This is a genomic window from Haloterrigena sp. KLK7 (assembly GCF_037914945.1).
Taxonomy (GTDB): domain Archaea; phylum Halobacteriota; class Halobacteria; order Halobacteriales; family Natrialbaceae; genus Haloterrigena; species Haloterrigena salinisoli.
On sequence record NZ_CP149789.1, the window covers coordinates 51903 to 75478 of the forward strand.

The 23576-nt window shown below is 55.7% G+C and carries 21 protein-coding genes and 5 pseudogenes; 9 read left to right on the forward strand and 17 right to left on the reverse strand.

Annotated elements, in window-relative coordinates; all coding sequences use genetic code 11:
* Positions 1-681 precede the first annotated feature (681 nt).
* On the forward strand, positions 682-846 hold the full coding sequence (locus WD430_RS20950; protein WP_339106296.1) for a hypothetical protein: 165 nt from the start codon (positions 682-684) through the stop codon (positions 844-846).
* A 6-nt stretch (positions 847-852) separates the two neighbouring features.
* Here the strand turns inward: WD430_RS20950 and WD430_RS20955 are convergent, their stop codons facing one another.
* From WD430_RS20955 to WD430_RS20975, 5 genes are all read right to left on the reverse strand, one after another.
* A complete protein-coding gene (locus WD430_RS20955) occupies positions 853-1995 on the reverse strand; it encodes a tyrosine-type recombinase/integrase (RefSeq protein ID WP_339106297.1) in 1143 nt (380 codons plus the stop codon).
* A gap of 292 nt (positions 1996-2287) precedes the next feature.
* Positions 2288-2620 carry a hypothetical protein gene (locus WD430_RS20960; RefSeq protein WP_339106298.1) on the reverse strand — a complete coding sequence of 111 codons (333 nt, stop codon included), beginning with the start codon at positions 2618-2620 and terminating at the stop codon, positions 2288-2290.
* Positions 2621-2760: 140 nt separating this feature from the next.
* A complete protein-coding gene (locus WD430_RS20965) occupies positions 2761-3375 on the reverse strand; it encodes a hypothetical protein (RefSeq protein WP_339106299.1) in 615 nt (204 codons plus the stop codon).
* An 887-nt stretch (positions 3376-4262) separates the two neighbouring features.
* Complete coding sequence (locus WD430_RS20970) at positions 4263-5651, reverse strand: TIGR00341 family protein (RefSeq protein ID WP_339106300.1); 1389 nt, start codon at positions 5649-5651, stop codon at positions 4263-4265.
* A 267-nt stretch (positions 5652-5918) separates the two neighbouring features.
* The gene (locus WD430_RS20975) at positions 5919-6776 is read right to left on the reverse strand and encodes an MBL fold metallo-hydrolase (protein WP_339106301.1); all 858 of its coding nucleotides are present in this window, start codon (positions 6774-6776) and stop codon (positions 5919-5921) included.
* A gap of 1347 nt (positions 6777-8123) precedes the next feature.
* Between WD430_RS20975 and WD430_RS20980 the strand changes: the two genes are divergently transcribed.
* The gene (locus WD430_RS20980) at positions 8124-9371 is read left to right on the forward strand and encodes an ATP-binding protein (protein ID WP_339106302.1); all 1248 of its coding nucleotides are present in this window, start codon (positions 8124-8126) and stop codon (positions 9369-9371) included.
* A 398-nt stretch (positions 9372-9769) separates the two neighbouring features.
* On the opposite strand, the gene WD430_RS20985 is transcribed toward WD430_RS20980, so the two are convergent.
* Positions 9770-10126 (reverse strand): hypothetical protein, encoded by a 357-nt coding sequence (locus tag WD430_RS20985; protein ID WP_339106303.1) that lies wholly within the window; start codon positions 10124-10126, stop codon positions 9770-9772.
* A 154-nt stretch (positions 10127-10280) separates the two neighbouring features.
* Here WD430_RS20985 and WD430_RS20990 point away from each other — a divergent pair, with 154 nt between their 5' ends.
* A complete protein-coding gene (locus WD430_RS20990) occupies positions 10281-11567 on the forward strand; it encodes a hypothetical protein (RefSeq protein WP_339106304.1) in 1287 nt (428 codons plus the stop codon).
* Positions 11568-11755: 188 nt separating this feature from the next.
* The gene (locus WD430_RS20995) at positions 11756-12412 is read left to right on the forward strand and encodes an RNA polymerase subunit sigma-70 (RefSeq protein WP_339106305.1); all 657 of its coding nucleotides are present in this window, start codon (positions 11756-11758) and stop codon (positions 12410-12412) included.
* A gap of 68 nt (positions 12413-12480) precedes the next feature.
* On the opposite strand, the pseudogene WD430_RS21000 reads toward WD430_RS20995, so the two are convergent.
* Positions 12481-12798: pseudogene (locus WD430_RS21000) on the reverse strand (bifunctional metallophosphatase/5'-nucleotidase); the annotation flags it as partial.
* An 82-nt stretch (positions 12799-12880) separates the two neighbouring features.
* On the opposite strand from WD430_RS21000, the gene WD430_RS21005 reads away from it, so the two are divergent.
* Positions 12881-14692 carry a multicopper oxidase gene (locus WD430_RS21005; protein ID WP_339106306.1) on the forward strand — a complete coding sequence of 604 codons (1812 nt, stop codon included), beginning with the start codon at positions 12881-12883 and terminating at the stop codon, positions 14690-14692.
* 14 nt (positions 14693-14706) lie between these two features.
* Here the strand turns inward: WD430_RS21005 and WD430_RS21010 are convergent, their stop codons facing one another.
* The 5 genes and pseudogenes from WD430_RS21010 to WD430_RS21030 form a co-directional block, all read right to left on the reverse strand.
* On the reverse strand, positions 14707-15069 hold the full coding sequence (locus WD430_RS21010) for a CGCGG family rSAM-modified RiPP protein (protein ID WP_339106307.1): 363 nt from the start codon (positions 15067-15069) through the stop codon (positions 14707-14709).
* A gap of 477 nt (positions 15070-15546) precedes the next feature.
* The gene (locus WD430_RS21015) at positions 15547-16518 is read right to left on the reverse strand and encodes a deoxyhypusine synthase (RefSeq protein WP_339106308.1); all 972 of its coding nucleotides are present in this window, start codon (positions 16516-16518) and stop codon (positions 15547-15549) included.
* 91 nt (positions 16519-16609) lie between these two features.
* Positions 16610-16942 (reverse strand): multidrug efflux SMR transporter, encoded by a 333-nt coding sequence (locus WD430_RS21020; protein WP_339106327.1) that lies wholly within the window; start codon positions 16940-16942, stop codon positions 16610-16612.
* Positions 16943-17122: 180 nt separating this feature from the next.
* A pseudogene (locus WD430_RS21025) lies at positions 17123-17611 on the reverse strand (transposase); the annotation flags it as partial.
* Between the two features lie 902 nt (positions 17612-18513).
* A complete protein-coding gene (locus WD430_RS21030) occupies positions 18514-18651 on the reverse strand; it encodes a hypothetical protein (protein ID WP_339106309.1) in 138 nt (45 codons plus the stop codon).
* Between the two features lie 332 nt (positions 18652-18983).
* On the opposite strand from WD430_RS21030, the gene WD430_RS21035 reads away from it, so the two are divergent.
* Positions 18984-19211, forward strand: a complete 228-nt coding sequence (locus WD430_RS21035) for a DNA cytosine methyltransferase (RefSeq protein ID WP_339106310.1) — start codon at positions 18984-18986, stop codon at positions 19209-19211.
* Here the strand turns inward: WD430_RS21035 and WD430_RS21040 are convergent.
* The 4 genes and pseudogenes from WD430_RS21040 to WD430_RS21050 form a co-directional block, all read right to left on the reverse strand.
* Complete coding sequence (locus WD430_RS21040) at positions 19187-20146, reverse strand: formate/nitrite transporter family protein (protein ID WP_339106311.1); 960 nt, start codon at positions 20144-20146, stop codon at positions 19187-19189. The genes WD430_RS21035 and WD430_RS21040 overlap by 25 nt on opposite strands.
* A gap of 102 nt (positions 20147-20248) precedes the next feature.
* Positions 20249-20359, reverse strand: coding sequence for a HalOD1 output domain-containing protein (locus WD430_RS22655; RefSeq protein WP_407067161.1), 111 nt, complete (start codon positions 20357-20359; stop codon positions 20249-20251).
* 152 nt (positions 20360-20511) lie between these two features.
* A pseudogene (locus WD430_RS21045) lies at positions 20512-20688 on the reverse strand (MATE family efflux transporter); the annotation flags it as partial.
* A complete protein-coding gene (locus WD430_RS21050; RefSeq protein ID WP_339106312.1) occupies positions 20688-21287 on the reverse strand; it encodes a TetR/AcrR family transcriptional regulator in 600 nt (199 codons plus the stop codon). The pseudogene WD430_RS21045 and the gene WD430_RS21050, both read right to left, overlap by 1 nt.
* A gap of 181 nt (positions 21288-21468) precedes the next feature.
* On the opposite strand from WD430_RS21050, the pseudogene WD430_RS21055 reads away from it, so the two are divergent.
* A pseudogene (locus WD430_RS21055) lies at positions 21469-21741 on the forward strand (TetR/AcrR family transcriptional regulator); the annotation flags it as partial.
* Between the two features lie 105 nt (positions 21742-21846).
* Positions 21847-22167, forward strand: a pseudogene (locus tag WD430_RS21060) (hypothetical protein).
* Positions 22168-22250: 83 nt separating this feature from the next.
* On the opposite strand, the gene WD430_RS21065 reads toward WD430_RS21060, so the two are convergent.
* Positions 22251-22514, reverse strand: coding sequence for a helix-turn-helix domain-containing protein (locus WD430_RS21065; protein WP_339106313.1), 264 nt, complete (start codon positions 22512-22514; stop codon positions 22251-22253).
* Between the two features lie 554 nt (positions 22515-23068).
* On the opposite strand from WD430_RS21065, the gene WD430_RS21070 reads away from it, so the two are divergent.
* Entirely contained in the window at positions 23069-23368 is a 300-nt protein-coding gene (locus WD430_RS21070; RefSeq protein ID WP_339106314.1) for a hypothetical protein, read from the forward strand.
* The last annotated feature ends 208 nt before the right edge of the window (positions 23369-23576 follow it).

A 23576-nucleotide genomic window follows, 5' to 3' on the forward strand; every position in this document is an offset into this window, starting at 1 on the left:
CATCGTATCACCGATCAGCCCGTCCTATTGACAAACCACTATTGGATGGGGAGATCCGATGTCGGTTCGCCCTTGACGCCTTCTGAGGCCCGAAGACGGCGCCACCGAGTAGCCCACCTCAGACACCGTCATGTCGTCGGCTTTGACCACGACCGATAGTCCGTCCCGTCCTCGAGTGGCAGGGCAGCTATCGCAAAGCCGAGGAACGTAGCGCGACCATCTATGCCGGCGGATACTCGGTTCGGGTGTCGTTCACATATGCACATCAGAAGCTCGGCGTCTACTTCGGTGACCCTACTGACGGAGCTCTGAACGACCTCGAAAACGACGAATTTGAGTGGCTCACAACTGGTTACGGCGCGTACATCTAGGCGTCATATGTCGATATTCGGAAAGATAACGGCAGCTTTGATAATCCACCTGTCGCCGTTCCGTCAGAGACGTGAATCACGGCGAAGGCCTATGATTCGGTGATGATGTGCTCCCGCTATCGGTCGGATTCGACGAATCATCGACCTACTACCGGGTAATCCACAGTACAGGAACGGATACGTCGCCAGCGTATACTTATCCCAAGTACCCTCTGACCGGTTTCTGTCTTTCGAGATTCCGGCGCGTGGGAGTGACGTGATGTTCGAGGGCGACGTGCGGGCCGACTGGACGTTCGACCTCTATTGACCGATGCTCGAGATCCTCGGGATGCTGGTTTACACCGCCCTCACCATGGCGTTTCTCAGCGCCTACGCCGTCGCCGCTGTCTGCGACCGTCTCGTGTTCGACCCCATCGAGGAGGCTATTCCCTTTCTACCAATGGACGAAGACGAGAGTGGACTGAGAAACTCGTAGGCCAGATCAGTCGCGGACTTCGTCGATACTGTCGGAGACGTCCTTCATCTTGGTATCCGAATATGCTTCGTGTGTTGTCTCAATCGATTGGTGGCGGAGAGCTTCTTGTGCCTTTTCGGACAAGCCACTCGCGTACAGGTCACGACCGAGCGCCCGTCGTGCGCCGTGGAGTGTGAGATAGTCGTAATCGCCGTCCGGCTCGATACCGGCCTCTTTCGTGAGTCGTTTCATCAACCGCCGAACTCCCTCTTTGGAGATCGACGGCGGTGGGACCTCATGCTCACGGTGTAGTCGGTCAAGAACCTCGGTTTTCCCCACGTCACCCCGGTCCTCGAGTGCCGCAGAAACCGCCTCTTCACCGATTGATTCGACAAGTACCTCGCGTTTCGACTGATAGTGGCCGGTCGGGAAAACAGGCCACGACTCGGTCGGTGGATCAAGGAGTCCGCACCATCGCTCGAGGACATCGTGAACGCTCTCGGGGAACGGTGCGGTTTCATAGTCTCGTGACTTCCCATAGACCTCGATCGACCGCTCCTCAAAATCGACGTCAGACCAGCGGAGACCATCGCGTTTCTCGTCCTTTGGATCCGAGAACAGTTCCGCTCCACGCGCACCCGTTCCGTCGAGCATAACTACGATCGCCCGGTCGCGGAACGCGGTCTCTCGATCGATCCGGATCGTTCCCTCGAGCGCCATGTCGACGCGCTTGGTAACGTAGTTTATGAACTGCTCGCGCTCGTCTTCCGACCAGTACTGCGTTTTGCGCTTCCCATCGTCCTCAGGAAGAGGATCCATCGCCTCGGTCGTGTCCGCTGGATTCGTCTCGAGGAGTTGGTCTCGAACACACCAGGACAGGAAAGCACGGACATACGCGAAGTATGTCTGTGCCGTCGACGCCGAGATTTCCTCGTCGATCTTGGTTCGGTCGTATAGGTCCTCACTGTATCGACGGACGTCTGCCGGCTCGAGATCTCCAATGTCATCGATGCCGAGTTCGTCCCGACAGAACTCGGCGAACCCCATCAGCGGCGAGCGCATCGTCGTCCGGGAGCCTTCCGCTTGGATCTTGTAGGTGAGGTAGCGTTCGACCGCGTCTTGGACGGTCTTCCCCTGGGAGTGAGCCCGTCTCTCGCTGGGAGTAGACATTCGTATGTGGGGTACAGTATCGACCCTAGTAAAGTCCCTTGGTTAAACTGGGGTTTAGACAAGTGAATCCTATACCGGTTCTATACCCCATTTAATCCACTCTCGAGACCTGTACCGACAGTATCTGAATATATGTATTCTATATCGCTATACGAAATTTGGTTCGTTCTCCTAGATTCAGTACCTGCGAAAACCAACGTCAGACTCTCCCTAGATACCGGAGCGTCTTCAATCTCGAGGCGCCGGTAGTCTCACTATCGTCCCGCAAAATTCCTTTGAGAGGCGATTTGGGCTACTCCTTGACGACCACCAACTCAGACTTGTACTCCGACAACTCGATTTCCGCGAGCGAGACGGGGTTCGGGTCGATTCGGGCCCTGAGCTGGGATCGCACTTCGCCGGCCGCGTCGTCAGCGACGGCCGCCGGATCACGGTCTGTCTCCGGATCGATCACGACGTTGACGGGGATCGGCTCCTCGAAGTGGACTTTCCCTGTCTCTGGGAGGACCACTCTGACGTGTGGCAACGCACCGTCGACGTCCGAGATGACGTCGCGAATCGCCGACGGAAACACGTTCATCCCCTTGTAGATGAGCATGTCGTCGGTGCGGCCGATACACTGCATCTTCGGCGAGGTTCGGCCACAGGAACACGCCGTGCTAGTGATCCGGGCGTAGTCGCCCGAGCGGTACCGGAGCAGGGGCGTCGCTTCCCGACCTAGCGGGGTGTAGACGAGTTCCCCCTCCGAACCCTCCTCAAACGGGATTACCTCCTCCGTGTTGGTTCGATGAGTTCGACGTGGGCGTGACCCTGCGCACAGTAGTGCATGCCGTCTTCGGCTTCGCACTCAGCCCACATACAGCCGATAACGTCACCGAGTCCCATGAGTTCTCGGACGGAATCGGTGTCCCACGCGTCGTACAGCCGGGTTCGAATCTCGGGGTTCGCGATACCTGGCCCGCCGCCGCCGATGAGTTTCGTCACTGGGAGTTCGTCAACCCTGTGGTCCAGCGTCTCAGGAGCATTTTCCGTGAGGTACTGTAGGTGCGACGTCGTGCTGAACAGCACGTCGGCGGCGAGGTCAGTCGTGGCCGACAGCAGCCGATCAGTCGAACCACCGCCGGCGGGGACGACGTTCGCTCCTAACTCGGTCAGTGCCTCAAAGTACGGCGTGCCACCCGGGACCATCGTCTGTCCCACGCCGAAGATAACCGTGTCGTCGGGCCGGATCCCGGTCGCATAGAAGCAATGCTGGATCACTTCATTCCAGTGCTCACGGTCGGCCTCAGTCAGCCCGAAGTACGTTGGCTTGCCGGTCGTTCCTGATGAGGAGATCGTTCGCTCTCGCTCAGGTGCGTGATCGTGTCCTCGGGTTCTCAATGCAACAAGCCAGCAAGGCAGTCGTGGAAGCGATCCTCGGGTTCGTCGATTGAACCTGAAGTCATCTAATTTACACTGAATCTCTCTGCCGAACTCAGCCTCTGTGTTGAACGCTGCTTCACGATTGCCTTTCCTGCTCTCTCAAGATATCGGACACGGAGATCCACCTCACAATCAGCTGTCTCACATTGTCTTTTATCGGGGGTTGAATAGTGCGCAGTTTGGACACCACATGGATCCATCAGTCCGTATAATCTTCTTTCCAGTACATTCGGCGCAGGACTCCTCAGCATAACAAACCATATAATATCTAGGTATGCGATAGAATGATTGTGTTAAGTGGTAGTGTTGGTCGCCGAGTATTACTGGCGTTCGCGGCCGTCAACGGGGTCCAGAGAGATTCAGTTGACATCGGCAGTGGGGACGGCGTGCGTCGACTGAATCCAGGCAGTCGGCTGGTGTTCGTCGTAGACGACAAGTCCTTCGTCCTCTATGTTGAACGCGACAACATGATCGACTGGGTCGCTCGCACCAGCGTGTCCGTTGACATTTGAATTTGATTCATTCCTCGTCACACTTCCTAGTGAGTACTACACACTCATGAGGTTCGCCAGTCAGTATCTACGGTTTAAATGGCGTCTATTATTCGAGGACGTTGGTAGCTAAGATTGTAGCAACCCTCAAACTCGAGAATTCAGAAGAATGGCTTACTCTCTTTGCACACGCTATCCCCTCAAAGCGCCCATGCAAAGGGCGGGTCAACCACTATGCGATAGACTATCAAACAGTCAACTGACCTGCCTTCGGTGCGATCCCATGATTCCGAAGGTGGGTCAAATCCATCCATTGATCACTCTTGAAGGGGTATTGGCAGGCCCGCAATACCCTTATGGTGGAGGCGTGAACAATGCCGACGAACCCGTGGCGTTTCCCGACGACCGTTCCGAGGCGGTTCGGCCGGTGTCGATGAACTGCACCTCGACGACAACATCGCGCTCGGTCTGCTGGGTGAGTCGGCGGTCAAGCTCCGAGGCAAAGTTCGGCTGTGTGGTCCCCATTGGCCGGTTAAGCGTCACAGAGACGTTGATGGCTCCACCGCCGTCGACGTCAGCTTCGTTGAAGGCGATGGCTGTCTCGCTCGATCCGATCGAGAGATCAGCCAAGGCGAGCTGGCGATACGGTTGCTCGTCGATCATGTCGCGCACCTCGTTTTCGGCTTTCTCTTCGAACTGGGCGGACTGGTAGGTGATGTAGGTAACGCCGGCTAGGAACATCGAGAGCACGACGAGCGCAAGCGCGAGCATGAGGATTCGCTGTCGAATTCTGGCTTGCACTGCATTGAGCTGGAACGAGTTTTGTGGCCGATAGCCGATGAGCCAGATGACGACCAGCGCGATCAGGTTGATGGAGAGCACGTTCACGAGGAGCAACACCCCCGAGCCGAAGCTCACGAGCGGCTGGCTCCAGGCGATGCCGAGACCAACTGTTGCGGCCGGGGGGATGAGTGCAACCGCGATCATCACACCGACGAGCGCCGCGCCGCTCCCCGTTGCGAGGCTGATGGCACCGGCGACGCCCGCGCCGAGCGCGACGGCCAGTGAGAGGAAATTCGGCGCAAGCCGGCTCTGAACCTCCGGAATCGCGGTGATATCGGTACCCGGCGGCATCAATCCCACGAACCGAACGACTGCGGCGAAGGCCGCCGCGCTCACGACGGCGAGACCGAGACCGAGTACCTGCAACGCCAACCCGCGCGTGGCGAGATCGCGGTTGTCGATGACCGTTCCCGTGGCGGCGGCCATCGCCGGTCCAATCAATGGTGCGATGACCATCGACCCCACTACCACTGCGGCCGAGTTCTGAAGCAAGCCGACGACGGCGACGACGGCACTCACCACGGTCATTACGACGTACGACCAGCGTTCTGAGCGTCCGGGAGCGAGATCCGAAGCTGCCGTTCGGAGTTCATCGCGCGCGATGAGACCGCTGGGTGCGTCCCGGTTGTCGTCTCGTTTCTCGTCTCCTTCGAAACGGTCAGAGACGACGGTCTGGGCATCGACCACAACGGTCCAGGCGTCCGCGCTGATACCACTCTCGCGGAGTCGGTCGAGCGTTGGCTCGACGTTGTCCTGGGAGAGCGGGAACGAGATGACCGCCTCGTAGCCGCCGTTGTCGCTGGATTCGTCGGTGATGACGTAGTCGATATCTTCCTCGGAAAGGATATCGAGGATCGCGCTGCGCTTTCCGGCCGGAACCGAGAGTTGGACAAATCGCATACGGAGTCTCCATCATCATCGTCAAAAGTACTGTCCACGAACTTCTGACGTAGAACGTGATTTCGTCACTCAAGCACCACGAGGACGCTTACTCGTCGGTTTCGAGGGGCTCAGTCGAGCCATCATTTGGTTGATAACCGAGCGCCTGGGTCCGTATCAGTGAGAAATATCGATCGTCGTTGCGTGAACTCGCGTGGATGGTCACTGCCAACTTCAGGGAGATACCCGATCCAGATAGAATTATTATCCAACTGGGGACTGACTGAACTATGGAGAAAGGGTGAGTCCATCTTCGGAGACGACTACCTCTCCGTCGAAGACTGATTCAGCGTCTTGTCGGATTGCCTCAAGGTCGCGGTACGGCATGATGTGGGTGAGAACAAGCGTCTGGACACCGGCGTCCTGCGCGATTTTACCAGCATCTGTCGCATCACAGTGGTTTGCAGTCAACGTAGACTTGTCTAGGCCTTTTTCCCCCTCTGCATGCTGTGACCAGACGAACTTGTCGTCCTCGTCTGGCACGCGGTCTTCATCAACTGGTGCAGTGTTACACTCCTGCACGAGGACGTCCGCGTCCGCGGCGAACTCGGAGAGCGATGGGATCTTCCGAGTATCGCCAGAGAAGACGAACGATGAATCCGTCTCATGCTCATCGAACCGATACGCGTACGTCTCGATCGAATGTTCAACCGGGAGTGCATCAACCTCCCAGCCGTCCATCTGGCGACTGAAGCCGTCCGTAACCAGCTTGGTCTCGATATTCGAGATGCCGTCGGTCGGGTAGATGTCTTGGCGGTACTCAATGTCTTCCGCGTAGATGTCGTACAGCGCGCCGACGAGTCGGTCGGTACCGTCGGGTCCGTATATGGTGAGTGATTCACGCCCGCCCTCCGTCCAGCTTGTGAACGCGAAGTGGAAGAACGATGCGTTGTGGTCCATGTGGTGGTGGGTAAAGAATAGCGTCTCGATCTCCCCGAAGCGAATTCCCGCGTCCATAAGGCCGTAGACGGTCTTCGGCCCGCAGTCGATCAACACGCGTTCGTCGGCGACGTCGACAACGATACTCGTGCCACCGCGCTCGGGAATCGGAACTGGGCTTCCAGTCCCGACGAGAGTAACCTCCATAGGAAGTCGTAGGGGACAAAACCGCTTGTACATTTGCACAGATCACCGATTCTAAACTCACATATCTCACGGTACTGTTGGAGCGCATCTCGATCGGACATTAGCCTCTTGTGGTTTTCTGTTGCATCAAGCAAGCTAATATCCAATTCAGACCATAATGGAAAGGTAACAGTGCTCTCCCCTACTTCAGTAAAGGTCACTCGATACAAGTGCCGTGTCTGCGATTCAGCGAGTTGGATAAAATTCGCTACTGTGGGGTCAGTACTGAGGCCGTCCTCGAAAGCTGCGAAATTGCCCCCTTCTGGCCAAAACAGGAATTTGATACCATCGGTGGATCGGTACTGTTGCTTATGAATCACAGTCATTTCAGGAGTGGCAGTGAGGGTTTCCCGAAGAAAGGGTGTATCAATTTGGAACTCAACGACGAACATACGAACGCTATGGCAGGGAGAGATAAAGACCCATCACCCGCCCTAATTGGTAGGATGTATCTTTGTCCTGCATGATAATCCGTCGATGGGAACTACAGGCCTGCCTGCAGACTAGTGAACTGGACGGCAGTCGTCTGCCCGATACCCGACCCGGTACCGGACGCGTTGGGTAATGTTTTGGCCCGAATACGGGACCACTGGCAGCTCGGCGGTGGTCCGACCACAGCGTCAGTGAAGCGCTGTACCTCACTGACCCGGAGGAGAATGGAATCGAGAGCTACCGAGATTTCCCGCGTGAGGAGTGGCCCGCCGCCGCCGATGGGTGCGTTCGTATGGGCACGTATCCCTTGACTTCGAACCACTGGAAGCTGCTGCCGCAGGCAATTCGGGGCCCCTGCTGAAACAGATGTGGGGCATGTGCATCTCGAAGTGTCCTCGCTGGGAGCCTTCAGAGACTTTCACGTGGACGTTATCGGGTTCGAGGTACAAATAGAAGTGCCAGTCACAGCGTTCATATCTGCTGGCAGACACCATCACCACCTCGGGGCGAACACGTGGAACCACCGCTCGGAGCCAGTCAGCGGTAGAGGACTGTCCTGATTCGAGGTAATCCTTCCAGGACCAGAGGCACTCGACGTGATTCAAGACCAGGTTGCAGACAGCCAGTATACAGTCACTGAGGCGGACGATAGCATCGCTGTCATAGGGCCAGATGAGATTGAGGTTCGCCTCCGAGTTGGACCATGATAGAGTCTGGCCCGAATTCCTTTCACACTCGGTAGTTACAGCGGGGGAACGATATTGGAAAATTCCTCTCCCAATGTTTATGACATCAATCTATTCTACCAGACTTCGGTGTTATGTTAGTATATTCTAGAATACACTTTATATACCGGCGATACCGTACCGGGAAACGATGAGGCACTGGAATCGACTTCTTACAGCGCTGGGGCTGTTTCTCCTCACCATTGGCGGCGTGAGAACGGGTAACACGTTGTTGAGCGAGGGAATACCACTGGATGACGCACTGAGGGGGGTGATGATCGAGGCAGTTCTCGTCGGTCTTCCTGGTCTTACGCTAACGTTCGTTGGCTTAATGCTACCCAAGTTGTCAATACTACCTGCATTCTATTCACGGATCATCATGTACACCGGCGGCGGCGTCGTCATAGCGAGTACCGTCGTTGGATTGAGGCAATTACACCCCGCCGTCGAGATAGTCGATTTAACCGGTGGTACGCAGCTCATCCTGTTGTCGGTCGGTTCGGTTGCAGGACTCTTGTTTGGCATTGAAAACGCGCGGACACTGACGAAAGCGGAAACCCTCAAGGAGAAAAACGCCGAACTTGAAGAGAAGTATCGTATAGAGAAACAGAATGAGGAATTGAAGAAAACGGAGCAACGTCTCGAAGAAGCAGTATCGGAACTGGAATCATCGAACGAACGGCTAGAAGAGTTCGCATACGCCGTTTCCCACGACTTACAGGAACCGCTCCGAATGATCACGAGCTACCTGCAACTGCTTGAGCAACGATACGAGGACGACCTTGACGACGAGGGCGAGGAGTTCATCGAGTTCGCAGTCGATGGAGCCGAACGAATGCGCTCGATGATCGACGGGTTGCTCGATTATTCGCGGGTACAAACACAGGGGGATCCGTTCGATGCCGTCGATCTCGATGATGTTCTCGACGACGTTCTCACCGATCTACAGTTCAGGATCGAAGAAAGCAATGCCGAAATCGAGCGTGAGTCATTACCAATGGTCGAAGGCGACAGGAGTCAATTACGGCAGGTATTCCAGAATCTGCTCACAAACGCGATCGACTATAGTGGCGATGGAGCTCCACGAATAGACATCTCGGCGGAACGCGATGGATCGACGTGGATAATATCCGTCAGCGACAACGGTATTGGGATTGATCCGTCCGACGCTGAGCGCATCTTCGGTATCTTCGAGCGATTGCACTCGATCGATGAACAGACTGGTTCAGGTATTGGGCTGGCCGTTTGTAAACGGATCATCGAACGTCACGACGGAACCATCTGGGTCGATTCCAAACCTGGTTCAGGATCGACGTTTTCCTTTACGCTCCCCGATTCCAAAGCACTATCAAACGACCTTAATCGTAACAACGAGACGAAACCCATCTATCATTCCTAGCTTCGAACACGGTTCCGAGGCTATCAGCACCAATTCTCATATTTATGACCGGATCAGCGAGCGGACAGCAGCCGATGTCACTGTCCATGTCCGGTTTGTAGAATATCAAGAGTAGGGTTGATACGGGATCTCGTCAACCATATATGGGCGCTAGAGACTCCGGTTCGACTGTCGAACAAATTGCCTCTTGATCCGTAAGGGGGCCGAATTCGACTGTCCCAAAACTATCGATTCTAACAATTAATGGATAAGTCTACCCTGAACCAGATACGGTGAGTTCCCCAAACCCCTACTCAGTATACCCCAAGCTGGTCCGAGCAGTAGCGTTCCATCCAATCCTCCAATCTCGGAACATCGGTTTGAGTTCGTTCAACGAATTGAGCGGGAACGAAGATTATCTACGTGCCGGGAACACCGACGGCCTCAAAACCGGTGATACCGACCATCGCAAGCACGTATAGCGCAGCAAGCACTACGAGCCACGCAAGGAGAGCGATCATCGCAGCAGCAGTCCATTCGGTCGAGTATCGCCAATTGATCACGCCGATATAAGCAATAAGAGCGAGCAGCGGCCCTAAAAGTGGGATCCAGCCGACAAGATATCCAACGACGGCCCATACGATTGCGCCGAGTAGTGCGGTGACGATAGCATGGTCGAAGTCGTTCGTCCCAACGATGATTCGTGCGCCAACGTAGACACCTGCTGCGCCGAGTAGGAGACTGACGAGAAAGACGACGGCTGAGGCTACAACCATAGGAAGAGTATGTCAGCCAGGACCAATAACTTGATGCTTGCACAAGACTCAATGGATAGACCACCAGTTACTGTTACGAACGTTATCTCAGTTCCAAGAATGCCAGCAGAATTCTTAACTCCTATCTTCGTGTATCAGTAGCGACTTCCACCTTATGAGTGATGACGATAGACTCGCTACGTTATTTAGCGAATCGATCATAAATGTTCTCCGTTCATGGATATGCGTTTTAGTCCTCGCCAGTAGTGCCGTTATCGGAATGATGATCGGCCGCTACGAAGCGGTACTGTTCAGTCTCATTGCGGTAGTGATCATTCTTGTTCCAGTCCTCATGTTTCGAGATCTGACAGTGATGCCCCCGTGGTATTTTCTCGTCTTAGTCTGTCTTCCCGTTCTCTTGGGAACGTTCGTCCCTACTGTCCCTGTGACGACTTTCTTCCCGAGCCTCGCACTCGCCACGCTCGGATTGTTACTCATGGTTAATCTGCACCGATTTACGTCTCTCCGATTAGTTCCGTGGTTCACCATCGTTCTGACGGTATTATTTACGCTGGCAATGGCATGCGCATTGAATCTCCTTCGCTGGGTATCCGATATCCTCTTCGAAACATCGTTCCTGCTCGACGGTCGCACGCAGGATGCGATCAATGCATCGTTGATGATCGAGTTCTTCTACGTCACTACCGCAGGCTTAGTTGCCGGAATGATCTTTTACCGATACTTTCAGCAGGTCTCCCAACAGCCCGTTTCTCGAATGGTGGCCCCATCTCCTCCTGAAAGGAAAACTCCTGCCGAATCAGCGGTTCTCAGTGAACGCCTACACGTTTCGACGGCGCGACAGCGTCAGGTAGCATTAACGATGCAGATTATTCTTAGTCTCGTTCTTGTATACGGAATCTGGACTCAACAATTGTCCCTCTTCATCAACGCCACGGTCGCTCTTGCAATCACGTTCATCCCTGCCGTATTGGGGCGGGATTACGGCATTCCGATAGAGCCGGGACTCGCATTATGGATCACAAGTGCCGTGTTTCTCCATGCACTCGGATCTATTGGATTCTATGGCATAATCCCGTCCTGGGATACACTCACACATACTCTCTCTGCTACGGTTGTTGCTGCGGCAGGGTACACGACGCTTCGGGCCATACATCTCCACGCGACAGCGATTCACCTCCCTTCATGGGCGATGTTTATATTTACGCTTGTATTCGTTCTGGCGATGGGCGTCATCTGGGAACTACTCGAGTTCTTTACTGATCAAGGCGCTCTTCTCTTTGGACTTGATCCCGTTCTTGCCCAGCATGGGATTAATGACACGATCTCGGATCTTCTCTTCAATACCGTTGGAGCACTCCTTGTTGCGACATGGGGCACAGCATATCTTATTCGTGTATCTGAACATCTTGCAACCCAACTTGAAAGTAGATTCAACGTTTGATTCTTAGATTGAATTTGGCTTCCTGCGGCTGTGCTTATCTTTCTTGAGTGCTACGCATCAGATATTATGCGTCACTGGGTGTTTGAACAACTCTTTATCTGCTAACATACTGGCACTCGATCCGTACGGTCGTAACCAGATCGCTTCTACGGCGACCCACTAGGGGCTTCGTCTACGTTCTGTATCGCGTGGCTGCGGTCCTCGTCGGCGAGGAAGTCCTCGAAGACGAACGACCAGCCGTAGCGCTCGGCGTCGGTCGTGTAGCCCGTCTCGCGGACAAACTTGAGAAAGTGCGCGTCGTCGTCGATGTCGAACTGAACTTGCTGGAGCAGTTGAGTGACTTCGTCGACGACCGAGTGAGAGACGCAGCACGCGAGCTCGTCGCTGCCAGCGCCGGCGTCAGACCCTCCATCGAGGAGCCCTACGTCCTCCCCCAGTTCGGTGACTGGCCGTTTGCGTTCACACGGATCGACGCCGTCTATGTGTGGACACAGGGTGGCTACCAAGTCGGTCGTGATCCCGACGACTATCCGCTATTCCTTGCCGTCCGTGAGCAGAACGTCGACGCCTGGGAGGCGTTTTTCGAGTCGTTCGACCTTCCCACCGCGTTCGACCGGCTGCCCCGAGACGAGCTGGCAGGACCGCTGCAGATCGTCCTCGATCCACAACCGGCACTCGAAATTGAGCACGTCGAAGGCTACCCGGTGGTCCCGAGAACGGAGACAATCGAGTATATGCGCGAGCACTACACCCAGTTCCAGTCGGCGCTCGCGATGCTCGACCGAATGTACGACGACCTCGACCTCGGCGTCACTTACCGGGAGACGGAACGGGCACAGACATGAGTTTCCACAACCGGAGTGACGCGCTCATCGAACTGCTCGAGGAACTCACTCAAGATGGGCACGAGTACGTCCCCGCTGTCGGCGGGCGTCCGAACGAGTTCTAGTTCCCCGTACTCGATCGGTGAGTGGTCCTCGAGGTAGTCGACGATGACGTCGACCGGAACGACGCCGTCCTCAACGCGGACGTCTCGGAAGGGGAAGCCGCAGTTCCCGAGATCCCGTTCGGGATCACCGAGACGGGTGAACGTCGCGACCGAGTAGCGCGCTTCGGGATCGACCGAGTCCCCGTCGGCGACGAGATCTACGAGCCTGCGCTCGCGTTTCACGGTTGGATCGACGACCGCCTCTACGTTCGACGAGTAGTTCCGAACCCGGCCGTCCTCCTGCTAGTAGACGTAGTATCTTCCCGGTTCCCACCCGGTAGGAATCGGCTGACCCCCTATTCGACGTGCACTCATACGGACGCCTGTGAACGAGCGTACTGAACTGGCCCGAACGGGTGTCTCGCGGCGAAAGCTCCTCCTAGCAGCCGGCGTTTCGGGCGTCTCGGCCCTCGCGGGCTGTGCGACGGATAACACGCCGTCCGATACCGAGACGGCGAGCGCGACGACCGTCGCGGCCCACTCGTCGCCGGACCTCGAGAAGTGGGTCGACGAGGTACCGCGTCCGGGCGTCGCGGAACCGACCGAGACGAAGGACGGCCAGCCATATTACGAGATCGAGATGAGCGAGGTCGAACAGGAACTCCACAGCGACCTCCCGACGACGACCGTCTGGGGATACGACGGTCAGTTTCCCGGACCGACCATTGAAGCCGAACAGGGGGAGCCGATCTACGTGCAGTGGCAGAACAACCTCCCGGACGAACACCTCCTCCCCGTCGACACGACGGTTCACGAGGAGATGGTCCCGTACGGTATCGACGGCGTCCGAACCGTCACGCACCTCCACGGCGGGAACGTCGAAGCCGCGAGCGACGGCCATGCGCAGGCGTGGTTCACTCGCGACTTTGCGAAGACGGGCCCCAGCTTCGAGAAAAAGGACTACTACTACGTCAACGACCAGCCGCCGGCGACCCTGTGGTATCACGACCACGCGATCGGCATCACGCGGCTGAACGTCTACGCCGGTCTCGCGGGGTTCTATCTCCTCCGGAACGACCACGAGCGGGAACTCGGGCTGCCCGACGGCGAGTACGAGATCCCGCTCGTGTTGCAGGACCGGAGCGTCAACGAGGACGGCTCGTTATTCTATCCGTCGGCCGTTTCGGAGGACCGAGGCGGTGACGATTCCTATCCCGAGCCGAGCATCGTTCCGGAATTCTACGGGGACGTGCCGGTCGTCAACGGAAAGGCCTGGCCCCGGCTCTCCGTCGATCCGAGAACGTATCGGTTCCGAATGCTCAACGGGTCCAACAGCCGCTACTACAACCTCAAGCTGCTCGAGTACGACGAGTCGTCGGCCGAGACTAGCAGCGACGGCCCGTCATTCGTCCAGATCGGGAACGACGGCGGTCTCCTCTCGGAACCGGTTGAACTCGACGACCGCCTCGAAATCGGTCCAGGACAGCGTGCCGACGTCGTCGTCGACTTCTCCGACTACGCGGGGGAGACGGTGCTCCTCCACAACGACGCGCCGTCGCTGTACCGCGGCTCTCTCGAGGACAGCGACGAGACGAAACCGCTTCCGGAAATCATGCTCGTCGACGTCGCGGATTCGGCGACTGGCGAGGATTCCGGGACGGTACCCGATACGTTGACCGATGTACCCGACCTGCCGGTCGAGTCGGTCGATCGACACCGACACCTCACGCTGGCCCCAGGAAGCGACGAGTACGGGCGGATGAAACACCTCCTCGGGAACCAGGACCAGCCGTCGGGGTACGCGCTCGACGACCCCGTCACCGAGGAACCAGAGCTCGGGACGACCGAAATCTGGAGCCTCGCCAACAATACCGGCATGTCTCACCCGATGCACCTCCACCTAGTCCACTTCAACGTGTTGGGACGAGAACCGCTGAGCGACTACGATTCAGAGACGAACGGCATCGATCCGGACTCGCTCGAGTCGCCCCAACCGTATGAACTGGGTTGGAACGACGTGGTCACCGTCGACCCCGCAGAGGTGGTTCACGTACTCGTCCACTTCGGGGAGTACGAAGGACTGTTCAACGACCAGACGGGCGAGTACATGTGGCACTGCCACATGATCGAGCACGAAGATTATGACATGATGCGTCCGTTTCGGGTAGTCCCGAACACTGATGATACCGACGGTTGACAACGAGTATCAGTTCACAAATAGACTTCTGTCCCCGCAAAACCGCGGTCGACTTTCGCTACAGAGATCGACGGTACGCCACGGTATTGGAGGTGGACGCACGTCACGTGGCCGCCACAGCCGCACTGACCGACGCGGTCCCACTCGAGCGCGGCACATTCGAAGGCCGCCTCGAGTTCGTCGTAGCGGTAGTCGACGGGATGGCCGTGTATCTCGTGGATGACGAGATCGACGTGGGACCTGTGTTTGATTGCCTCAGCCGCTTGTTCGACGACGAGGTCGCGGACGACACCATGTTCGGGTCCTTCCAGATCAACGGGCCGGGAATTCTCGTGAACTGCCTCGGGGTCAAGCCCCGAGGCACTCGCCTTGCTCATCTGTATACACGGTCTGTCACCGAATCGGCGTACAGTCGGGGGAACGGGTCACTCTCGTAGTAAAGGCGATATCTGGATTACCGGCGTCGGGGGCGTGAGAATGCAATTTGTTGAACTCGACCTGAGTGATTACCCCTCGCTCGGACAGGCGGGCAGCAACCAAGCTGCTCCCGCACTCGGCCTTCACTGAATGGCTGTTCTTGAGCAACGAAGCCAGTTCGCGCGTGAATTCGTACTCGTTGTCTCATCCCCGTTCGGGAAGTCCGAACACTTTCCTGATCGGTGCTTATTAGGGCGGGAGCGCACAAGAGGTGGCCGACAGAAACAGTTACGCCCTTCTCGTAGTCGGACTCGTGACCTTATCAGGCAGGGGTGCCATGCGTGGTTAAGTGCGTTCAGCGCATCTTGCGTATGCTGAGGAAACGCGCAATTCTAATCTCCCCACCGGGGAATCATCCTATCAGGGGTGGGAGGGGGTCAGTGGAATGCTCCTGCCACGAGTAGTGGGAAGACCAGTGTTGCCTCTGCCTCAACCTGTGTGTAGTTTGCTCGCACCTCCTTGATTTTCCCCCATGAGACCGCCTCGTTTGGTGGTGCACCCGACAGCGATCCATCTCCTTCCATCCCCGTCGAGATGTAGACGACGTAATCAGCCCCACCGCGGAAGAGGTTTGTCATGATAGCATGGTGTTTTGGTACGCCACCACCGACCGCGATGAGCCCCGTCGTGTCCGCGAGCAACCCGTCTTCAATGAGCGAGTCGTAGTCGTCCAGAATCTCGATCCCGACGTCTGAATCGTAGCCTTGGCGATAATAGTAGAGGAAGTTCCCCACCTCAGCGTCGGTCAATGCCGGACAGTATACGGGGACGTCATTGTCTGCCGCTTGCTTCAAGACCGAATCCTCGTCGTCAAGCGTTTCCCCTAATTCACGTGCGAATGCGGTTGGTGTCCGAACTTTCTCCTCCGCGAAGAAATCATCGAAGAAATCGTATAGATATTCCTCCAGCCATACGTATCGATCAGAGGGGACGAAGATGTTTCCAAGTCGGTTGATGCCTTGCTCCCGAAGTGCTGCTTCATCTGCGTCCCAGTCACCCATCTTAAACGGTTTCGCTGTCTTAATGACATCCTCAGTTAGCGACCCAGATGTCGTGATGAGAACGTCCACGTACCCTTCTCGGACGAGATAGGCGACGGTCTCGCGCAACCCCGACGAGATGATATTCGACGTGAATGTGAGATAGACTGTCGCGTCCGCTTCCTGCATGCGTTCTGCAATATCGATGGCTTCTGCAAGTTGTGTTGCTTGGAATCCTGTTGTCGCATAGGAGTCGAGCATTTCGTGGAAGTCGAATTCGCCGCGAAAGTCATAGCCATTAACGTCAGGCGTATCAAGATCTTCCTCACTTCCGGGGACGACATGGTCGTGAGAGTCGTCGTTGTCCATACAGTTGGATAACTTGGCGAAGGATTTGAAGAACTCGGAATCGGTCGCTCAATTCTCGGTACGCCCAAGGTCATCAACAATAGAGTATCCACTATGCCGAAGCCGAACCACCAGAAACGAAGTGGAGGCCGACGATACCAACGAGAATAATGCTGATGAACCCTATTCGGGCAAGGGTTGCAGGTTCATCAAACAGGATAATCCCAAGCGATGCTGTCCCAACAGCACCGATACCAGTCCAGACAGCGTATGCCGTGCCGATGGGGAGGTCTTTGATTGCCTGCGCCAACAGTACCATACTAATGATGAGGGCAACAGCGGTACCGAGCGTCGGTACTGGTTTTGAGAGACCGTCCGAATATTCGAGTCCAATTGCCCATCCGATCTCAAACAGTCCAGCCAGTATCAAGAGCGGCCACGACATCTTAGCGTTCATCTACTTACTCAGTTGGACTATACCTTCCGATAGCTACTGGCTCGGGTGGCAGATCATTTGGCAAAGTTAGTTATATTAACCACTAAATAGTGCACCTATATCTAACGTTCAGAGTACCTTATCGATGTTGTGAGTGAGACAGCCGACAACGAGTTCCCGAAACTGTTTTCACCAGCGTCGTGAACGGACGAATGCACCATATTTTCGCTTGAGACGGGAGTTCACCGTTTCACTCTGGCTCCGTTGGGCATAGAGATCGGCATCCAACCGAGTGTTCCACGCTTTGTGGAGCGATGAAAACTCGCGGTGCTTGATGAGCGGACGAACGACGTGTTCACGGGCTAACACGCGAACCTTCTGGTCATCGTATCCCTTGTCGCCGAGGAGAATCGCTACTTCACCGGTATTTCGCTTGATGAGCGACGGCGCGATCTGTGAGTCATGTTTTCTTGTTGTCACGTGTAAGTCGATGATCGCGTTCACGCTCGTGTCCACGAGAAGTGTAACTTTCAACTGCTGAATCGTCGGCTTCGTTCGTTTCGTGTAGTGCTTTGAGGCGTGACTGCGGTCAAAGCCGGAGGCGTCAATTCCGACGACACCGTTGGTCGGGAGAAGCGTGACTGAGAGATTGAGAAGAACCCGCCATTCGCTTCCATCGGCAGCTCCGAGAGAAGCTTGAGCGCAAGTGTTTCCATATCGGCCGCCGAAATCTGATCGTCTGGGCCGGTAAGTTCCTCGAACAATGGATTCCTCTGCGCCGTTGAATCCACGGAGGGTGTAAGGATTGCTTTTGACTACCTGTTCGAGGGCGTAGACAGCGGCGGTCAGCACAAGCTGGCGGAACTCGCGGTACCATGCGTGGGGATGGACAGCGGAGCCGAATTGACGCTCGATGGCTGAGAGACGGTTCAGCCATCCAGCGCTGGCCGTACAACTCGCTGTCCAACCGGACGTTGTGTGCAGATCGTAGTGAGCGAACAGCCGGTGACGCAGCAGTAGCCGGACGACCTCCGACCGGAGGGCGTCTCGAAGTGACTGGTCGTCATAGCCCTTGTCACCGGCGAGACTCTCGGGTTTCTCGGTGTTTCGCGGGACGACCCGACGGCCAGTCTGGGTGTCGTGAGGCCAGTGTGCCGAGCAGTAAACATCACGAACGGCAGACGAACCCGTATCGACGAGTACCGTCGTTCTGAGCATGCGTATGTGGATCATGGACCTATTAATTCTCCATGTCGATATTTCACCATTTGTTCGGTGGCTTCGAACGTCACTTCTATCCCCTTACATTCATACTGTTGTAAATAGAGTGTTGGTTTTGGACATCGCATCTATTTTTCTATAGGAAAACTATTAATATAGATTTTTATATTCGGTAACTACGAATGTGCATTCCAGATATTCTCATGAGATAGATACAATTCAAATATAGATTGGGGAGAAGCCAATGGTTATTAGTATACATACAGGAAAGTATGAGAACATTAGTTAAGAGGATGACAGTTACACAGAGGTTCTGGATTAGGCGTTTAGGGATTATAGTGTTAACCAGGACTCCCACGTTACTCTAGAAGAAGAGGAGTGCTTTCTGTCTCTGGCGCCTCGAGAAATGGGTTCTCAAGACAGACGAACATGAGGCGTCCGGACAGCGTATCGGCACGTTTGATTGCATAGTCGACGATGACGATATCCTCATCCATATTTGAAATGCGGGTCGTCCGAGGATACATCTCATGTGACGGCAAGTAAACGGATCGAGAGTCGAACATCATCATTAATTTCGTCCTCTCAGAGGGCGGCGTCTGTCACATACTTATCACTACATGCGACATATGATCGATGTTTTTATGTGTCATGACACTGGTCCTCAACCAATGTTTGATAGTCAGAGCTGGGAGAATGAGGACCACATATCGGAGAGCCGTACCCGACGGTCACCGCTACCGGTTTCGAACCGTACCTCGCCCGTCCGTTCCTGGTCGAATACTACGGCAACTCTGACGTGCAGTCCATCGATAAACCACTCCCGACGGTGACAACCAAGGATCGGCACGCGCTGTGCATCCCAGACTTCTATCCGTGGGGGCTCGATCTCCGCTACCGGATGCTCCAGCCGCGGGAGCTCGCCGCAGCTCAAGGCATCCCGGAGGGCTACGACTTTACTGGGAACAAGACCCAGACCACAAAACAGATCAGGAACGCTGTCCCGGTCAACCTCGGGAAGTCGCTCGTCGGTCAGTCTTTCTTCTCGAAGTATTGATAGGCCGGCTCACTGGAATCAGATCGTTGCTTGGTGCCCCCGTGCCAACCGAACAACAGTTCACGTGTATCGAGTTCTCGGATGGAGGGAAAGCGACGCTGCTCAGTCTGTGCATAGTTTACTAAGGTGAACAGGAACACACCGCCGATCGTGTTTCCGAGAAGGATCGGTAGCCAAAACTCGAACACAACAGTAACCGGCGCTGATCCAGTGACAAACAGAAAGAAGAGCACTTCACACGCGGCGGTAACGACGTGATAGAGTTCGGCTGCGGCGATCAGATAAAAGATGAAATATATGATAATGAATCGAGAGATCGTATCGCGCGCTGCATGGTTGAGCCAGACGACGCCAGCGACCAGCCATCCCGCAAAAATCGATCGATTAAAAACCGTCCACCAGCCCTTCTCAACCCCTTCACCGGTAAATGCAATACCAGCTTGGACTGCCTCAGGCGAGAGGACCTGCCCGTGTGCGAGGACGTATGCTCCGAGCGCGGCACCGATCACGTTGCCAAGCAGCGCGATACTCCAGACGCGGAGCAACATCGGGAAACTGGCAATACGGGACAGGACAAGCGCGACCGGTGGCAGCGTGTTTTCGGTGTACAGCTGATAGCCGCCGATAATAATGTAGATGAATCCGACCGGATACAGAAGCGCGCTCAGAAAGGGATTCTCCGGGAAGGTGGCCGCGCCGACCGCATGGCCGAGGAACGTGAGGACGATGGCAAAGCCGGCCGTCAGCCCGCTGAAAAACAGCTGTTGTTTGCGGGTGTCAATCTCGTCCTCAGCACTTGCGAGCACGCGGACGAAGACTTCCTCTGTCGAGAAACGATCGCCGATCGCCCAACCAACCGCAGGCGCTCCCGACGGGGCGTGATCAATTGACTCACGGAACTCGGTTTCCGAATCTTCCTCTTCACGGTCACTCACTATTACTCACTCTCATTGGCCAGAAGGCTTTCCAGGGCTATTGATAAATAAGAGTGCGAAGACCTCAGCTGATTCGCCCCGTTTCGAGTGAATAGATACTGGTCAAACAGTGACCCGACAGCCATTATAGTGAAATACGACTGAACTCTCAGCTGAGATATTCTCCTCGAATAGTCTATCAAGATACTCTGGATCAATGATCTCGCCGCTGATCCTCGACCGTCGCGAGCGTCACACCGATCACAGCGGCGCCGCGACCGAGAGCCCCCACCGTGCCGTCGACGAACGAATAGTACGCCGTCGGTGACGGCTGGACGTCGTCGCTGCCGAACGTCTCGAGAATCGTCTCCGAAACGGATGCGAGTATCGGTGCTGTGTCGACCGAGCCAGAACGTATCCGCGAGATTGTACGCGGTCTGGAAGAGGTTCATGATGACGATTGGCAGGGAGAGACAGAACAGCGGCTTGCCGATCCCGCCCGACGTGAGATCGAACTCGTCGGGACCCTTGAAGGGGGAGTCGACGAATCGACGAACCCCCATCAGTGCACCTCCTCGGACGCGCCGGTGACGACGAGCCGTGTTTCGACGTATCGCTCCACCGCCTCGGCGACCTGATCCATCGACGCGCTGGCCGCGACGTGACGCGTATGCGCGCCGTTGATCGCTGCCGTAAGAAACTCGGCGATCAGGTCGGGATCGATGCGTTCGTCGAACGCTCCCTCGTCGATTCCGTTCGCGATGATCGTCCGGAGCTCCTCGTACAGGAGCTCGTCGAACGTGGCGAGTCGCGTCCGTATCCCGTCGTCGTAGGGGGCCTGCGCGCTCACTTCCAGCATTGCCGTTCGAAATTCCTCACCCTCATCGGTATCGGCGGTCGTGAGGAGGACGTCGAGTAACGAGCGGAGATGCTCCGCCGGACTATCGCCGGAGACCGACTCGATCCGATCGGTATACTGCTCGTAGAGGAACTCGAGGAAGTCCGTAAAGAGATCCGCTTTGCTGTCGTAGTAGTAGTGAATCATGGCTTTGCTCGTGTCCGTTTCGGCAGCGATGTCTTGGAGCGTGAGATTCGCGTATCCGTGCTTGCAGAGCGCGCGTCGTGTCGCATGCAAAATATCGGTTGCTACATCGTCGTTCATATCAGTTAGTATCATACTTACTAACTAGTTAGCCAAAAGGGTTTGGAAAGAGAATCGTCTCGATACGGTCGTTCTATTCCACGCATCCATCCAGTGAGTGCCAGCCCAGCCGATGCGAGAACTTCGGTATCTGACGAGAAGGTCAAAACTGTTATCTGCCGTCCACATAACTGTCTATCTAATGGGCAATTCGCCGAAAGAGACGGTCTCCGACCAAAACGAGGAGATCATGCGCGCAACATACCGTGCACTCCGAACCCACGGGTACGCCGATCTCACGATCAAACGCATCGCCGACGAGTACGGAAAGTCGACTGCGGCGATTCACTACCATTACGATACGAAGGAGGACCTGCTCGCGGCGTTTCTGGACTACATTCTCGATCAGTTCAAGGACGCGGTTCACGAGGTCGAAACGACCGATCCCGAACAGCGCCTAGAGCTGCTGCTCGAGGATACTGACGAGAGCAAGACATGCTGGATTGTGCCGGCAGATGTCCATTTCTGAGTAACCATGCCATGAATCACCAACTGGACACGAGAGAGTCGAATACCCACGATGGCATATCGAAACACAGAGACTGGAGCGCGAGCCGTTCTGCACCCTACGCCGGACACCTACGCGTACAAGTGGCGGACAGCGGTCCTCGTCGACGGCTATCCAGTGTGGTCGCGAGACTTCAAAACAAAAGAAGCGACCAGCTTTCGGGATGCACTACGGGACCGTCCAGCCCCCGAACTCTCTTGTCCAGAGTGTCCAAATGCCGATGTCATCGTCGGCCAGAAATCTGCTGATGGTGCGAAGCTCCAGCGATGATTCGACTGTCCTGACTGTGACTATGAGGCACCCTTGCAGATCGTCTACGGCGCAGAGCGCTAACAGCAGGTGAGAGTGCAAGCTAGTCGCTCAGAACCGAGTTCGGAACTGAACCGTCTGATCGATTTCGTGTAAGACCACATGGATTATGGGTTACTCCGCAAGCGAATACGCTTCTGACGGGCGTCTTGCAAGGACACTTGTTGCTCGATTAACTCCTCTTGCTCAAGCCGAGAGATCGCATATCGAACAGTCCGTGCTGAGAGTCTGGTTTCCTTGGCAAGTTCTTTCTGTGTGCACTCTCCCTCGAATTCCAGCGTCTTGTAGACCAACTTCGCACTTGGTGGCAACTCTTCGAGCCGTTGTTTTGCGCTGCTCACTGTCTGTAGTACTACCTTCTCAGTAGACACTATAGATCGTTTCGCTTTGGCAGCCGGAGCGCTTAATCGATCTCCACGATATGGCCGAATAAGATGGGGAGCGAAGACGAACTCGGCACTTCATTGGCTGGGTATTCCTTATCGCCCCAGCAATACTGCTCATCGATAAACTCTAAAAGCATGCTCAACCAGACGGAGAGAACCTCTACTCGGATATACTCAGCAGGTCGTCGCCGTGGAACATTTCATGTAGGTTCGATTTCGTCTGCGAGCCGTCGTCTCACGGGTCGCTGTCGGGCGTGTTGTGGCCGGTGTCTCGAATTACATCGTACAGCAACGGCGGGTGCCAAGAGGGAAAGACCGACCACGATTCCGACGTGGGTCCAACAGTACTCGAGACAACGGAACAGTTCGACCGCTTGCCCGGGCTGGGCGGTTTCCTCCTACCCTGGAGTCTCTGCCAGCACCAGAATCACGCTGTTGTCGAGATCGACGTCGCCCCAGCGCAGGGCCTTCTTCGATATACCCGCTGTGAACGGGCGGACGCCGGACATTCTTATACGAGCATCGCGAGTCTCTCCCTAATGAGTGATGCACCGACCACGGTATATCAGCTGATGCCACCCGTTGATCTCCCTGCTGCGCTTGACCGGCAAGAGATCGACTATCTCACTGTGCAAGCGGATCGACTGTTCGTCATCTTTCGAAAGGCGATTATCAATATCGAAATCCGGGAGGGAACTCTGGAGACCACCAGACGGATAATGATTGATGTGCTTGACACAGCACCCCGATCAGCGGGGACGGAAGATCAACTCATAGACAAGTTTTTGGAACAGCTGGAAACGGCAACGGGAACAGAGTGGCGTGACCTCTCTTCGTAGACCCGAACGTGTTGATCGGTATCAATGGTCTCTAGCTGAATTCGTACTCTTCAACTGCGCCGAAGTCAGCATCTTACGCCATACACGGCCCAAGATGACGCAATCCGAGAGGGCATCCACTGACGAGACAGTCGTCGGGTCTAGCACGCTGTCAGTCAGCTGATGTACCCAGTGCCAGATTGGAACGGGAGTCCGCGCTGAATCCCAC